At 46.5% G+C, this 16,474-nt stretch carries 10 protein-coding genes; 2 read left to right on the top strand and 8 right to left on the bottom strand.

Annotated elements, in window-relative coordinates:
* The 6 genes from JXQ28_03590 to nadE all read right to left on the bottom strand — a co-directional run.
* Nucleotides 1–2,310, bottom strand: a 2,310-nt coding sequence (locus JXQ28_03590) for a hypothetical protein (GenBank protein ID MBN2276813.1), incomplete at its 3' end; no start/stop codon positions are given.
* Nucleotides 2,311–2,801: 491 nt separating this feature from the next.
* Complete coding sequence (locus JXQ28_03585) at nucleotides 2,802–4,328, bottom strand: hypothetical protein (protein MBN2276812.1); 1,527 nt, start codon at nucleotides 4,326–4,328, stop codon at nucleotides 2,802–2,804.
* Nucleotides 4,329–4,490: 162 nt separating this feature from the next.
* The gene (asnB, locus tag JXQ28_03580) at nucleotides 4,491–6,479 is read right to left on the bottom strand and encodes an asparagine synthase (glutamine-hydrolyzing) (protein MBN2276811.1); all 1,989 of its coding nucleotides are present in this window, start codon (nucleotides 6,477–6,479) and stop codon (nucleotides 4,491–4,493) included.
* Between the two features lie 36 nt (nucleotides 6,480–6,515).
* Nucleotides 6,516–8,108, bottom strand: coding sequence for an acyl--CoA ligase (locus JXQ28_03575; GenBank protein ID MBN2276810.1), 1,593 nt, complete (start codon nucleotides 8,106–8,108; stop codon nucleotides 6,516–6,518).
* Nucleotides 8,109–8,172: 64 nt separating this feature from the next.
* Nucleotides 8,173–8,430 carry an acyl carrier protein gene (locus JXQ28_03570; GenBank protein MBN2276809.1) on the bottom strand — a complete coding sequence of 86 codons (258 nt, stop codon included), beginning with the start codon at nucleotides 8,428–8,430 and terminating at the stop codon, nucleotides 8,173–8,175.
* A gap of 38 nt (nucleotides 8,431–8,468) precedes the next feature.
* Nucleotides 8,469–9,443, bottom strand: a complete 975-nt coding sequence (gene nadE / locus JXQ28_03565; GenBank protein MBN2276808.1) for an NAD(+) synthase — start codon at nucleotides 9,441–9,443, stop codon at nucleotides 8,469–8,471.
* Nucleotides 9,444–9,749: 306 nt separating this feature from the next.
* On the opposite strand from nadE, the gene JXQ28_03560 reads away from it, so the two are divergent.
* Nucleotides 9,750–10,505: a hypothetical protein gene (locus tag JXQ28_03560; GenBank protein MBN2276807.1), complete on the top strand. Its 756-nt coding sequence runs from the start codon at nucleotides 9,750–9,752 to the stop codon at nucleotides 10,503–10,505.
* 31 nt (nucleotides 10,506–10,536) lie between these two features.
* Entirely contained in the window at nucleotides 10,537–11,682 is a 1,146-nt protein-coding gene (locus JXQ28_03555; GenBank protein MBN2276806.1) for a glycosyltransferase family 4 protein, read from the top strand.
* A 154-nt stretch (nucleotides 11,683–11,836) separates the two neighbouring features.
* Here JXQ28_03555 and JXQ28_03550 read toward each other — a convergent pair whose 3' ends face one another.
* Both JXQ28_03550 and JXQ28_03545 read right to left on the bottom strand, forming a co-directional pair.
* The gene (locus JXQ28_03550) at nucleotides 11,837–14,896 is read right to left on the bottom strand and encodes a hypothetical protein (GenBank protein MBN2276805.1); all 3,060 of its coding nucleotides are present in this window, start codon (nucleotides 14,894–14,896) and stop codon (nucleotides 11,837–11,839) included.
* Between the two features lie 459 nt (nucleotides 14,897–15,355).
* Entirely contained in the window at nucleotides 15,356–16,474 is a 1,119-nt protein-coding gene (locus tag JXQ28_03545) for a glycosyltransferase (GenBank protein MBN2276804.1), read from the bottom strand.

Here is a 16,474-nt window from a genome sequence, read left to right as displayed (position 1 = left end):
GATATTGGCCGGGCAAGTGATTACGGGAGCAGTGGTGTCGTCGATAGTGATCACCTGCTGGCAGGTGGCGCTGTTGCCGCAGGCATCGGTCGCCGTCCAGGTTCGGGTGATCGTATCGCTATTGACCACATCGGCATAGGTTATCACCGGAGCGGTGTCACAATTATCCGTCGCGGTGGCGGTACCGGTATTCGAGGGATCAGTCGATTCGTCACACTCAATCGTGATATTGGCCGGACAGCTGATCACCGGGGCAACATTGTCGATCACCGTGATCGTCTGCTGACACTGGGCAGTGGCCCCACAGTCATCGGTTGCCGTCCAGGTTCGGGTGATCGTTTTCTCCTGAGAGCAACTTCCGGCCGTCTCGTTATCAGTGAAAGTAATATCCGGCGATGGATCATGATCATCGGTAGCGGTCGCTGTCCCGGTATTGGCCGGATCGGCTGATTCATCACAGGCAATTGTAATATTTGCCGGACAATCAATCACCGGCGCGGAATTATATTGAACGGTAATATTCACCGTTCCGGAACATATGGCCCCGCAGAAATCTTCGCATTCAAATGAAGCTGTATATACTCCCGGGCCATCCGCCGTAAATGACCAAGTATTGCTGTCAAAGGTGCCATCGCCCGATACCATTCGGCATTCGATCAGGTTTTCATCAGGATCATCGGCGGAAATCGGGAAACTGAAGGTGGAATCCCCGCATACAAAATAAGTGGCATCATCAGGCAGATTACAGACCGGCGGATTATTGTTGACACATTGATTTTGAATTCCGGAAGTCGAAAACTGTATGCCGTCCGCCTGATAAACCCATGGACCGGCATAATTTAAGCCATAGTCCGAATCGCATACATAACTATCCGAAGAGTCAATTAATCCCAGACTATTATAAGAATAACCAATCCCGCAATGCCGTGAAAAAACACTGGTGTTGGGATCGCTGGTCGGATCGCTGCCGACCGCGGCCTGGTATTCATCGATCACATCGAAACCGCCGTAATCATGGAATCCCGGGATGTCGGCCAGAGTAATCATGCCAGCGCCGAGATAAATCTCATCGGCGTTGAATGGGTCTTCATGGCCGCTGGACCAGATGTTGAAATCTATTGCTGTTCCTGTTAATCGAATGGTCAGGAAATCATTCAAATCCCCGGCGCCGAATTTATATTCCTTGGTAGTAACATCCCACCAGATTTCATAAAGACCGAGGGTGCTGTCCCAGAGCGACCACCCCCAGCGGTCATTTTGCTGGAGACAGCGATTGGAAACGGTATCATACCATAGTTCGAAATTGTCTATGAAGACATTTACTCCCAGTTGCGGAGGTTCATCCAACAGGGCAACAACATTGCCATGGAACTGTTCGAGAGAATTGCCCTTGGAGTAGATATGACTGGCAATGGTCCATAGCCAGGTAGTGGTATCCAGCCAGATATACACCCCCCCGCTGTCCGGCGGTGGAAGCGGCAAAGCCGGTACGCCGAGAAAATACGAGGTATCCACTCCGAAATAATTCGGAGGAACACCCGGCTGGATATTACCGCAATCATCCGGCAACGAAGCTTCGCAGGTAATTCCCAGGATTAGATCATTGTGATCGAAATTTGATGACGTATGGTCGTCATCGATATATAACAGGTAATCAAAATCACCGGTGCAGGTAAAACTTTCAGTGGCACAATAGAAACCGTAGGTCGCTCCGGTTCCTTTATAGGCACTAACATCGTAAACCCTGAACCACTGGTGCTCATTGGCTCCTGATCCCGCAGTCAGACTTCTTTCCGAGAAAAGATAAGAATCATCACCATTGAATACCGAATCACCGTTAACATCGTTATGTAACCAGAATCCGACTATCGTCCCGCCCGTCAGGGATGTCGTCGTCACATAGCCTTCATTTCTTATCCCCTCAAAAATCAATTCCTGATTGGAGCCGACCCCGAGATCGGTATAGAAACCAAACCGGTTGACATCTTTCCAGGGAGTGTATTCTTTCAGCAATTGCCAGGCCTGAGGTCCATCGCACATCGAAACCACCAGGTCGGTGTTGTTATCGACTATGGGGCTGATGGTCACCCCATTAACCTTCAGATAAGGATCAAACCATGAATCGGCCGTTTCGACAAAATTGTACGGACCATCATAATCCTTCATCCGGACATCAATGGCCGATGCCGACATTGATGTGAAAAATAGTGCACAAATAAAAACAGGCAGAAAAATCGAACTGATTATCTGTCCCCGTTTATTCTTTTCATATGTGCAACATTTGACTGGCGACCTATAGCTACTTTTCATAGTCAATGACACTCCCGAATTTATGGTTGCTGATTATATTTTCGTACCCGGGGAAATTACTCCCTGATAAAAATGTGATTTTTGGAATAAAGTAACATTAAATCTTCAGTTTATAATATTAACCAACTAATACAAATTAATAAGACTTGGACCGAAGTCCCGTTATGTGGTATTTGGGTTGTGTAAACTATGAATTTATGTTACTCTAACACATATATAAGATAAAATTATTAAATAATTTAGCAAGGGAAAAAAGCTGAAACTGCAGAATAATTAATAGAGACCGGTAGGAGAAAAATCAGCCAATAATTGGTTTTTCACTCGGCATTTTATATGCGGTAAAAAAACCGTAAATTCACATCCGAGCACAATAATTAAGTTATTGCACGTCATGCAATTAGGAGGGTGTGAAAATAGTTCATATTGGGGAAATCATAAAAATCACCAAAAGTCTTTATCCCGGCTACCGCTATATCGGGCTCATTTCCGAATTACTTTACCTTGAGCTTTTTAAGTGAATCTATGTGCGGAACCACACCGATAACGGGAAATCCAAGAGCCGCCTCAATCTCATCCACCTTGCGGAAAGACTTGTCCAGAATTTCGGTCAGAAGTGTGGCCGCTCCACCGATGGCCAGCCCCAGCAGGAAACCAAGCATGACAATTTTTTTGCGCTGGGGTTTAAATGGTTCCATCGGAACTTTGGCCGGTTCAATGACCTGGTACTTCGATTCGCGCAACAATGCCTGGGAAATTTGTGAGCTTTCCTGCTGTTCCTTGAATTTGTCGCGTAAATCCCTGGCCGCGACAATTTCGCGATCGAGTTGATCCAGACGGGCCTGATATTCCGGGACCCTGTCAACCTTGGCCCGAAGATCATCAAGTGCCAGTTTCAATTGATTATTTCTGGAATACAGGGTTTCCAACTCGAATTGGACATTAAACAAATTGGCCAGAGTCTCGCGCGTGTCTTTATCGTAGGAATCAAACTGCTTGTTTACCAGGACCCGGTGTTCATCTTCAATATCTCCAATCAGGGAATACATCCGAGTCTTATGATTGAGAATTTCGGGCGCGCTCCAGGTATGCTTAAGCATCAAATCTCCAATGGAGCTCATATGCGTCTCAAGTTCTTTTTTCAGTCTTTTAAGATTGGATGATTCATTCAATTCAAATTTCTTATTGGTCAATGCCGAAAGTCTGGCAAGTAATTCACGCTCTTCGTCCTTCTTTAACTCAATATCGATATTGGCCGAGGAAATCTCGGAATTGATAGCCCTTCGATTTTCATCGGAGGCCACCGGATCGTCGATCTGGACTTTCATAAATTCCCGTTCGAACCTGGTTCTGGCATCAATCTTGTCATTAAGGTCCTTTTCATACTTGGCCAGTTGCTCATAGGAAAAATCCTGCGACATTCTGATTGAACCAAGCTCCTGTTTCATTTTTTCTTCGATAAATATCTCGCCCAGATTCTGGGCCATATCGCGGGCCCGGAACGGATCGGTCGATTGGACCTTGATTTCAATCTGATCATTCCCGACAAACCCGACCCCGATTTTCTCCTTCAGGTTGGCAACCAATAAATCCAGTTTAATTTGATCCAGGGTAAGATTAGGTTGCGAGGCCTGTACCTTGAGCGCCTTATTATCCAGATTGGGGTCCTGATCCAGCTTTAATTTCTGCGCCAGTTGCTTGATGAACGGTGATGATGTTATTTCGTTTTGCAAACTTCGCAATTCCAGCTGTCGGTCGGAAGAACTGCGATATCCCTCACGAATATTACCACCCAGTAACCTTTGAAGATCAACCGATAGCTTGACCGGATTACCGATATAGATAATGACGGATGATTCATATTCCGGGGTTATAAGAAAAGTTCCGGCCGCCGTTACGGCCGTCACCAGAATCAGCGGCAAAATTATCAGCCATTTTCTTTTGGATAAAATAGTCAGTATCTCGGTAATATCAAAACCGCTTTTCTTATCCATGCCTGTCTTTTCGTTAAACTCGTTCATGGCCACCCGCATCTATACTTGGCGCTTGATTTATTCTATCTTACTGCTTTCATCCGGAAATCACAACCCCGTCGGGCAGGATTCACCAAGAATTAATGGCTCTCCAGGTTGAATGTAAATAAAAAACTTGACCTCATTTCATTTCTTAAACAACCAAACCGGCTACCGGTTCATGGAATTATCGTGCCACACCTTGAAGTCCTTTTGTGTCAGGCCTATCGGCGCTCTGAAATCATCAATAAACAATTGCCATAAAAGCTGGGTGGATAGAATCCCGATAAAGGACATATTATCCTTGAAAGACAGATGGGCATGTGACAGCTTGCCGCACTTTTCGCGTAATTTGTTAACCGCTAATGCATTAAAGATGCCGACACGTTTGATTGAGGATTCCGAGAGAATCTCGGCAATATACTCAGGCGAATCATTCTGGACAAAGCTGTTGGAATCGGGCGCCATATAAGGCTGTTTTACCCGCTCGATAATATTCCGCGGTAATTCCTTCTGCATTGCCTTTTTCAAAACATACTTCTCTTTTAATCCCATTATCTTAAACAATGGCGGGATTTTCGCCGCGAATTCGACCACCCGGTGGTCAAGAAACGGAAACCTGCCTTCAACCGCATTGGCCGCGCAAACCCGGTCTCCCTGCGATGTTAAAAGGTATCCCGACAATAACGATTTGGCCTCCAGATACTGCGCCCGGGACAGATGGTGCCATCTTTTAAAACCATCCGGCAAATCACGCCCGAAAACGGAAACAGAATCATAATCACGAACCAGATCTTTCACCTGGTCGGTATAATAGCCTTTGATACGGGAAGTGGTATTAATCCGCGGAATATGTGAAAAATAATAATCATCGACCTGTGACAAACCGGTCTTATAAAAAGTCTCCAGATAAAATCTGGCTTTTCCCGGGGACAATGGCAGGGTCGGGTACAGTCTGCGAAGAAGCAACGGTCGGTAAACCGAATCGGGGTATCTAGCCCAGAAGCGACGAATTAAGACCTCCTTGAAAATATCATATCCCCCGAGAATCTCATCGGAACCTTCCCCGGTTAAGACCACTTTGAAGTTATTCTGCCGGACCAATCCCGAAAGCATCAAAAGCGGTGTCGGCGCGGTTCGGACTATCGGTCTTTCCGCGTGCCATATTACCCGTGGGAAATTGTCGGCGATATCGCGGTAGCCGCAATGAATTTGATTATGATTGGTCCCGAGAAAATCGGCCATCTGGTTCTGATATTCCGATTCATCATAGGCTTTATCCTTGAAGGCAATGGAAAAGGTCTCAATCCGGTTGGGCGTGAAATTTTTGATAAGGGCGGTGGTAGCCGAGGAATCCAGCCCTCCTGATAAATACCCGCCCACCGGGACATCGGCCCTTAACCGTAAACGGACCGAGTCGACCAGAAGCGCATGCAGTTCTTCGGCCCAGGAATCGATCGAACGGTTTTTATCGAATACTTCCGGAAAGGTCATACTCCAGTAACGACCGCCGTTGACCTTGCCATCGGCGATTTCGAGATAGCATCCGGCCGCCAATTCATTAATATCCTCAAATGCGGTCCGGGGCGGGCAGGTGGTCCACCAGGTAAAAATTTCGTCAAGGCCTTTGAAATCTATCTTTCGGGGAATTTTGCGGTCGGCGAAAATAGCCTTGATTTCCGAGGCAAAATAAAACCGCCCCTTGTGGATGGTATAAAAAACCGGTCGAATACCCAGACGGTCGCGGGCAATGAACAGTGATTCGCGGTTTCGATCATACACGGCAAAAGCGAACTGCCCGTTGAACCGATTGACACACTCCCGACCCCATTCTTCATAGGCATGAACAATCACTTCGGTATCAGACCGGGTGCGGAATCGATGGCCGCGTTTTTCCAGTTCCGGGCGAAGTTCGACATAATTGAAAATTTCACCGTTGAATGTGATCCAGATCGACTCATCTTCGTTGGCCAGAGGTTGGGAACCGGTACTCAAATCTATAATCGATAGACGGGCCTGACCGAGGGCGGCTTTATCATCAAAAAAAGCTCCGAATTCATCGGGACCACGGTGACGAATCATGGTAACCATATTGACCAGCAATTCCCGATCGGGTTCCTTCCGCCCGTCAATCTGAAAATATCCGGCTATGCCACACATATATTTTTTCTTTTAATTCAAAGCGTTGCCATCCGGTCAGGTGTTGCTCATTTCTTTTAGAAGTGGCTTATTGATTTTGCCTGACTGGTATTTCGGCATGACTTCCATAAATTCGATATACTTCGGAATCTTATGCTCCGACAGACGGGTCCGGCAATGATACTGGATTTCTTTTTTATCGGCCGTCATTCCTTCACGAAGGACAATCACCGCTTTAATTGCTTCGCCCAGCAGATCATCGCGAATCCCGATAACGGCCGCCTCATGAACCTTGTCCAATTCCAGGATGCATTCCTCGACCTCTTTGGCGCTGACCCGGTTTCCACCTGTTTTTATGATTTCTTTCTTACGGCCGGTGATAAAGAAGAAACCGTCTTCATCCCGGCGGGCCAGATCGCCGGTGTACAACCAGCCATCTCGAATTGTCTCGGCCGTTTCGGCTGGCTGGTTCCAGTACCCCAGCATGACATTATTGCCGTAAATCAGCAATTCACCCGACTCACCATCAGGCAGTTCGCGGCCATTATCATCGACCACTTTCAAGGTCACCCCCGGGACCGGGATACCGATCGACCCCAGTTTTTCGGCGAGTTTTTCAGGGGGGAGGTACGATGCCCGCGGAGCCGCCTCGGTCTGGCCGTACATAATATAAATCTGTTTGTCAGGAAAAGAACTCATCAGCTTCTTAATAATCTCGGGGGCCATTGAACCGCCGGCCTGCGTGAAATAACGAAGATTCGGGAATTTCCTTTCGGCCAGGGTCGATTTGTTCAAAAGGATGATAAAATTGGATGGAACTCCGGAAAAGCCCGTCACCGCTTCCTTTTCCATGGTATCCAGAACCACCTCAGGGTAAAGAAAACGATTATCGACCACGAGTGTCCCGCCAACCAGAACATGCGTCAAAAGAAGCGAATTACCGTAAATATAATAAAATGGCAGAATCACCAGGACCGCGTCGCGGCCGGTCAACTCGAGATATTTAACCGTAGCTACAGTGTTGGAAACCAGATTGCGATGAGACAGCATGACACCTTTCGATGCCCCGGTGCTTCCCGAGGTATAGAAAATGGCCGCCAGTTCCGGGGACATCTGATCCCCCAGACCCATTAACCGGTCAATATCCAGGGCCATTTCCGAATCATCCGATTCAGGCTGAACAATCTCGATTTCCTCCGGGACTCCCCCCAGTAGATCGGATAGTACCGTAGTCCTGATTCGCTCATGACTGAAATTCAGGTTCTTGTTGGAAAGAATAAATTCAAGAGGCGAATTCTTGCCGATGACAATATCCAGATGGCGGCGGAATTTGGTCTGAATCATAAGCATCCGGGCCTGACAATCATTGATAATAAAATTCAGTTTTTCTGCCCTTAGGGAAGTATCCAGCGGCACGGCCACAAAACCGGCCCGGAAGATGGCAAAAAACAGAATCGCATATTCGATGGAATTTTCGTACAGCAGGGCAATCCGGGTGTCTTTATCAAATGGCAATCGCCCGAGATATTCAGCCACTTTCTCAACGGACGCAAGTAGCTGCCGGTATTTGATCGCCCGGTCACCATGAACAACCGCCCGGTTTTCGAGAAAATTCCGGGCACCTATTTTTAAAAGATCATGGACTTTCATGGATTGCTTCCGGGGTGATAAAAAACAACCGCCCCCATTGGAAAATGTCTTCAAAAGGTATTGTTTATTTTATTTTGCCGGCAATAAATGTCACCAGATTATTGATCGAGTCGAGATTATCCGGGATCATTTCCTCATCCTCGATATTGATATTGAATTCTGTTTCGATGAATGATGTCAATTCCAGAACTCCGGTGGAATCGATAATCTCCAGTTTCATAAAAGAATCATTATCTTCTATTTTTTCGATATCGCTACCGATCAAAAATGAGTCGGTAATGAAATCTCTGAGCTTTTGACGAATGACATTACTATCTGACATGTTGTTTACTATCCTGCATTATCCGAATGATATTATCTTCAATCTTTTATATCCAGCGGCGGCATACGCAAATATTCCGTCGCCTTTATTTTTCGAGCTATATTATCATAACCTCGCCGGGCCTGTTCGGCCGTAATTCCGATAACCTTGGCCGCCTTCTCCGGTGGAATATCATTCTCCATGGCATACCAGAGCATATCCATCCGATAAAAATCAAGCCCGTAGAAAAATTCTTCCTGGGTGACCTCGGCGCTGTAGGTATCGGTCGTCGGTGTCCTCTTGATGATTTCTTCCGGGACTCCCAGTTCCTCGGCGACCTGATAAACCTGCGTTTTGAAAAGATGCGCAATCGGTTTCAGATCGGCCCCGCCATCGCCATACTTGACAAAAAAGCCCTGCATATGTTCATCTTTGTTGCCGGTTCCCACCACCGCCCAGTTCTTCTTTTCGGCATAATAATAAAGCGTGGTCATCCGTAATCGTTGTTTGAGATTCGATGAAGCTACCACCTGAAGATACACATCCGGCGGCATTCGTTTCGATTTTTCCCGGCCGGATTTATCTTCGATAGTTAAATTGAAAAAGTTGAAGGTTTCTTTTTCGAGGATATTCTGCGGAATAACGATTTTGCACTTATCCTTTTTCTCATCGAATTCAGGGAAAACCCTTTTGATGGCCTCATTCCGGCGCCGATAACACCCCATCCCCTCCAGGCCGCCGGAGATTTCATCCACAATAGCTTCAAATCCAAATTGAGCCGCCAGTTTCTCGGCCAGATCGCGGCTTTCCCCGGCCGATTCATGCTCAGGCATCATTATTCCCAGGACTCTTTTGGGTCCCAGGGCCCGCGCACATAGAGCCGCACACACCGAGGAATCAATCCCGCCCGATATGCCAATCACGGCTCCGCCTTTTTTCATGGTTCCCCGAATCTGTTTAAGAACGGTCTGGCAGAGTTCTTCGGTAACGGCCGCGGCATCGATTTTCAGACTGTCTTTATTAAACTCCAAAATCAATTCCTTTGTATCATTTATGGAATATTTCGACCTTTAATCTAAGATATATTATATCCGAATAAAATAAAAAAAGATTTTTGGCCCATATTTCTTTAAGTCGTTTCAAGATAATAACTAAAATACGCAGTCTATATATCGGCTTAATGGGATTTTTTTTTAGATTGTCGATATATGTATAAAAAATGACCCTGAATCGGTCAACCGGTAATTCGGATAATATTGCTTTCCGACAGGGTATTTTTATTGCCCCAATCGGCGATATCGCCTATTTTTATGGCTTATTAGTAAACCCCGGGAGTAATCATGAGTCGGAAATGGAAGGTAATTCTGGTTTTGTCCCTGGCTTTGAACCTGACGATCCCTTATATCATTATTCGGGCCGCCGGATACAGATCCAATGTTAACTACTTTCTGGACAAATACCTGAAAGTGACCAGCGAATATTCCCGAAGAGATCGATACGTCAAAGAAAATCAATCGCTGTATTCCGATTCATCAAATCCCCGCCGGGTCGTATTTCTGGGGAGTCAGGTAATCGAAAACTGGGATATGAGGCATTATTTCCCTGACATTCAGGCTCTAAACAGAGGTGTTTCCGGCCAGCGCTTTTCGGGCTTTCCTCTAAGGTTTAGACCGGATGTTACCAAACTTAAACCTACGGCGGTAGTTATTGAGATAAGTTCCTACAATTTCAGGCCGGAAACTTCGGTTGAGGAAATGGAAGATTACATGATGAGTATGCTGGATATGGCTCGTTTTAATTCCATAAAACCACTTCCGGCCACAATAATTCCCCTTCGCGAAGACGGTCTTGAATCCGATGAATACAACTTTGGCGATTATGCGATAATGGACAGCCTCGCCCTGTTCAATAATTGGCTTAAATCCTATTGCCGCAGTAACGGAATCGAATATATTGATTTTAACCTAATTCTTTCCGATTCAACAGGTTACTTAAGGAACGACCTCTCCCGGGGCCCTATTGAACCGAACGACGCCGGATATGAGGTCATGGCCCGGGCGGTCAATGAAGCCCTGATAAAAATCATGAATCGATGAGATAGGCTATCAGTCGTCACCTTTGTTTGATATGAGAAAAAAGAAAATCCTGATCGTATGCATGTGGCCCCTGGGTGGCATCAGAACTTATCTTAAATATAACTATCATTATTTTCCCAAGGATGAATTCGATATAACCATCCTGGCCAATCCCAGTATTGAAAAAGATCATCTGATAAAAGACATGACGTCTGAAGGTATTAAAATCGAATGGGCTCGACCGATATGGGGCAAAAATGTCCTGTTTTACCATGTTGCCCGGATGCTTACCAAAAACAAATATGATTTAATTCATAGCCAGGGATTCTTCTCGGCTTTTCATACCGGTCTGGTAAACTGGATATTCAGAGTTCCCCACGTACTGACCATTCACGGCATACTCGAAGACAAATATCTAAGCGGAAGGCTGGCGGTTTTCAAGAAATTAATCCTGAAGCAGTCTCTTAAAAATGTTACCGTCTTTCATGGCGTCGGCAGCGATATCCTGGAACATTTCAAAGAAGCCTTTCCCGATTTCGGGAGAAAAAAAGAGGGCTGGGTGGTTATCAATAATGGAATCCAGGCGGAGCGCTTTCTTGAGCCGGTTCCCGATGCTGACCATAAGCTGAGAAAGCAATTGGGATTTCCCGAAAATAAATTCATCTTCGGTTTCTTCGGGCGCTTTATGCCTCAGAAAGGTTTTAACTATATTATCGATGCGGTCGATTCAATTGTCCATTCCGGCCGAGAATACCATGATTTTATCATTCTGGCCGTCGGTTCCGGTGATTTCGAAAGACAGTATAAGAATGATGTTACTCAGAAAGGCCTGGATCGTTTTTTTCATTTTCTTCCTTTCGGTTCGGATATCTCTCCCATCATGAAAGGTTGCGGCGCGGTTTTGATGCCGTCGATCTGGGAGGCCTGGGGTCTTCTGGCCTGTGAGACATTGACCGCCGGCATTCCGCTGATTGCCTCCGATTGTATCGGATTACGGGAAGTGATTAAAAACACCCCGGCTATCAGAATTCCGTCCCATGATCCGAAGGCCCTTTCCGAGGCTATGTTACAGGTTATAGAACAACCGGAATTACGTCGTATATTCGAATCTGCAAAAGAAACTGCGGCCGGGCGTTTCGATGTTAAAGATTCGGCCTCAAAATTGGTTGGATTATTCCGGAAAACCAGCAGACAATGACGAGCAGTTTCACTCAGCCGAAATAACTTGTCTTTATATCATAAGCCAATCAAAATCAGCCAGAGCTTGACAGATAATGTTTAGGCCATTTAATCGAATTCCCATGCAATCCGTCCGGTCAGACCGGGGATTGCCGGAAACGGAAATGAATTTCTTAACGAATAACTATAATCTTCCCGTGAATGTCGGAATTTTCAACGAACCAGAGATAGGTGGCCGACGCCACCATATTGCCGTCCTCATTAGTCCCATCCCAGGCAACCTCTCCCCCGGATATATCGGACCATTTTTTAACGGTCGAACCGGACACCGTCATTAAAAGCAGGCTGGCATTTTCCGGGAGTTCCGTAAAATAGCAAAATCCATCGGTTGCCGGATTGAAAGGATTGGGGTAGGCATGCGATTCCGGTCTGATCATAAAGAAATTACTCGCTGTCGAATCCAGCATACTGGAGACGGCATGCCAGCAATAGGTTTCGAACGGATCAAGTTCGACCGGAACCTGCCAGATGGTCACCTCTTCATCACCCTGTGACATACTACCGCTGGCGATAATGTCCGAAAACGTGGAATCCAGGGCGACCTCGAATTCATAAGTCAGTTCCGATTCACTGTCTATATTATTGATTACCAGGGTCGGCTGGCGGCTGTGCACGACCCCGTAATTCCTCGGTGACAGAGCGGCTATTTCCTGACCTTCATCAAGAGACATATCGGATCTGGCGATAGCCGAAACAACATTGGAAATATCCGATAAATTCCCGGCCTCATCCCTGGCTTTTACGGCAATATAATACTCTTCACCCGCGGTGATGCCGCCGCCTGACATATCCAGACTTATTTGATTATACAGGTTGTCGGGGACGAAATCATCATCATAAACATCGACTTCATCCCAGCCTGATTCGTCGAAACTCTGCACCGAATATCTTACCGCATACGATGAGGCCACTCCAAGCGCGTCGTTATCTTCGGATGGTAACCAACTCAGATATATTTCCCCGACGCCAAATCCGGGGATTGCCGAAATGATGACCGCCGCCGGAGGTGTGGTATCACTACTGGCAATATTGGAAAGCGTCGACCACCGGTCGGTACCGTACCTAGCCTTCATCCCGAAATAATAGATACTACCGGTAAGACCGGTCACGTTACAGGTTTGGGTGGTACCGTAAACCGCAGGATTTGGCTCGCCGCTGACTTGGGTGGCCTGATTCCAATTATTGAGGTCAATTTTCTGGGTCGAATAGCGAATATCGTACAGACTGGCCATACTGTCGGCCCCGGCTGTACCCGGCGCAGTCCAGGTCAGGGTTATCGTACTACCAGCGACAGATTCGATATCAAGATCATTGACCGCCGGAGGGAGACCTTCGGTGCTGTCCAAGACCATATTTATGGGACTGACGGCGGCCGTTACCTGAAGAGAACTGATGACAGTACTGTCAGTTCCCTTTTTTGCGATAATTTTAAAATTATTGTACCCTGTCGAGTCGGAAATGCTCTTGAACGCATGGAGATATCTGGCCACGCCGGTAGCCACCCCGGAGGCATTGGTGGTTGTGCTGAACGCCGTCTGGCCATAGTTGTTTATAGCCCTGACGGAGGCGTTATCCACCCCGGCACCATTACTCCCCGTAACCGTAATAACCAGGGTTTTCTCGAGACTGATATCGCTTCCCGCCGCGGTTGATGACGGATCCCAGTAAATATCGGTGGCTGATGCCTCGCCCAGATAGACAACGTCCCGGGCGATATTATCTTTACTGGCACCGCCCCAGTCCCCGACTTCAAAGGTATTATAACCGAAGGTAATGGGAGCCGTAGCAACCGTATCGCCCTGGAATAAAACCGTCGATGCCGGCCCCCCGTCACCTTTTCCAAGATCGATTCCGGTGGTACTGCTTTCGAAATAATTATTGCGGAATGCATTCCCGGCACTGGTAAAATCATAATCATCATATTCATTGCGGACGGTCAGTCGTATCCCGGTCGCCGCGGAAACACTGGAATTAAGAGCTACGGCCTCAATATGATTTCTCTCAAAAACCGTGAAACTATCCTGACTTGGCCCCTCGGAACCATAAGCCGCACTGGTAAAAATAAGGTCAATACCTTCGCAAGCCCTGCCCCATGCAAGAGCATGAGAACCAGAATCGGGGTGAGCTGAAACATAAAACTCATTATCATACCACTTGATATACTTATTCCCCCAGCGCTGTTTTAAGCCCTTGGTGGTAACACCGTTATAATAATCGTCCTGACCGCGATGCAAAATCGCCTTATTGTTATAGAATTCGATCGGATTGGCGGCCGTTCCTGATCCATAGCTGACCGCGAACCCGAGCTCGCAACCTTCATTCTGGGTTCCGGCTATGACTACGTTATGGTGTATTTTTGTTCCGGCGTACGGTTTCCATAGTGAAATACCCCCGGAACTACTCGAGGTATGGCAGAAATTATCGCTGGGATAGCTGTACAGGTCGTTTTTGGCATCAACGAACAAAGTACAATTATAAACCAATAACAACCCGCCTCCGAAAATACCGCTATGCCAGCAGTCAATGTAGAGGTCGTGTATTTTCCAGTTATAATTCGGCGGAGTCGGAACATTGGACGGATTCCCGAACAGAATCGAGGTAGCATGCATCTCACAGCGGCTGACGAACCCGGCCACGTGGTCAATAAAACGTCCGCCGTCTATCTCAGCATTGACAATATTGCCGCCGGGATTATAAATATTATGGCCATTCCAACCGTACACCTCCATCCTCGTGTTCCGGATTAAAAGCGTATTCACGGAGGATACTCTCAGGCAGACATTATTCCAGGAGCTATCCGATGTGCCGGTTCCGCCCCCATGCCTGATATTGCCACCATATATTTTAATGTTACTGGCATTACTTCCGATTTCTATGCCGACTTTGCTGTCGCCGTAACCGTCACCGAATTGAAGGGTGTCGGTCCCCAGATTCACAAAAACATTGCTGACACCGCTGATGGTAATCCCGTTGCCGGCAGTGGTAATTTTCGTCCCGGCGATGGTTATACTGTCGTTGGAGTGGGCGGTATAAGGAAGACTGGACGATGACAATTCCACATGATTATACGCCGCCTGGGCATTTATTGCAAATAACAGGATTATTGCAAAAAACAGGTTTATGGATAATCTGACGGAAACGGCTTTCCCTTTGATGTCCCTGATATTTTTCATTGTTGCTCCTGTTGCCATAAATTTAATAAACGATCCGATGCCGGATTTTCCAACATTAGCATGTAAAAACGGTCCAAAACGATTCTTACCCCCTTGGGCTGTAATTAAGCCCGTATCCTAGTCACATGATCGGTATAAAAATGGTAAATTTGAATTTTAATATTCGCCAGGGACATATAACCTCTTCTATTAAGCAAGCTTGGTTTCGTTCATAACTTTCTGATCACCGGTTATCCAAATTCGATTCTCCTTCGAACGTGAACTGCTATGCAAAATTTATGCCCGCCATCCGGGTTTGACCGGAGCGTCACATGCCATTGTGACGTAACTTGTTACATTTCCCGGACGGAATCGGCTTATTTCTTTTCGCGATCCCTCATGTTAAATTCTTGAACATATGCTATTGCCTTATACAATACGCAGTTCAATTTTTTAACTCGCAAATGAATAAAAACGCTTTTAATTGCTTCCCGCAATGGATTTGTAAAAATCGCAGGTATCTTTTATCATTTTATCCCCCGCAAACCTTGTTTTAGCGGAGGCGGCGGCGGCACGACCCATCTCATCGCGCAATGGCCGGTCATTCAATAGTAGACTGATTCTCTCCGCCATCACCAGCGGGTCCTTTTCGGCAATAAGAAATCCGGTCTGACCATCAACAATGATTTCGCCATTCCCTCCGACCTCAAAGGCAACGGCCGGTATGCCGCATAACTGGTATTCAATCAACGTATTGGAAAGGCCCTCGGAATCGGATGTCAGGACCCCGATATCGAATAGCGAAATGTAATCATATATGTTCTCGGCAGAATGAGTTATTATCAGCCGCGAATCCAATTTCATCTCGCGAGCAAGATTTAGTAAATTGTCGCGTTCATCGCCCTTCCCGATTATCATGAAATATACGTTTTGGTTTGGAAGTGATGCGGCCATCCGAATAAAAACATCAAGTCTCTTTACCGGTCTCAGATTGGCGACAATTCCCACCACCGAAGCCTCGGCCGGAATATTGAAAGCCCTCCTATTTATATTCGGATTAACCTCACCGGGCAGTTTGAAGACACCGTTATAGATCACCTTGATCTTTTCCGGTTTAACCCTTTCGGTTTTCGATACCACTTTCTTGACCGCTTCGGCATTGACCAGAAAATAATCGGCCAGACGATTCAAACGGCGCAGATAAAAAAGAAGCCGCGGCGTGTACCAGTAACCCAGATCCCGGCGGCTGACCACACATCGGCAATGACCGGCCAGAAATGCGGTCATAACCCCGATAATATTGGCATCAATGAAAAAAGTCTGGACAATATCAATCCTGTTGTTTCTGATATATTTCCGAAGCCGCATCATGGCTTTAAGGCCATTCAAACTCAATAGCTTATTTACGTCAAGGCAGAGATAATCACATCCGGATTCTCCAAGCAATGACCGGATTTCGATGTTCAAAGGCTGAAGGGTTACCATTGTACAGAAAAACTCGCTTTTATCAAGATGGGTGATTAATCCAAGTAGCTGGTTCTCGGTCCCGGCCCCCTTTATCAGGTTATCGATAATATACAGGACTTTTATCTTTCGCAT

The organism is Candidatus Zixiibacteriota bacterium (assembly GCA_016933955.1).
Classification (GTDB): Bacteria; Zixibacteria; MSB-5A5; order GN15; family PGXB01; genus JAFGTT01.
This window is presented reverse-complemented; position numbering and strand designations above follow the sequence as displayed.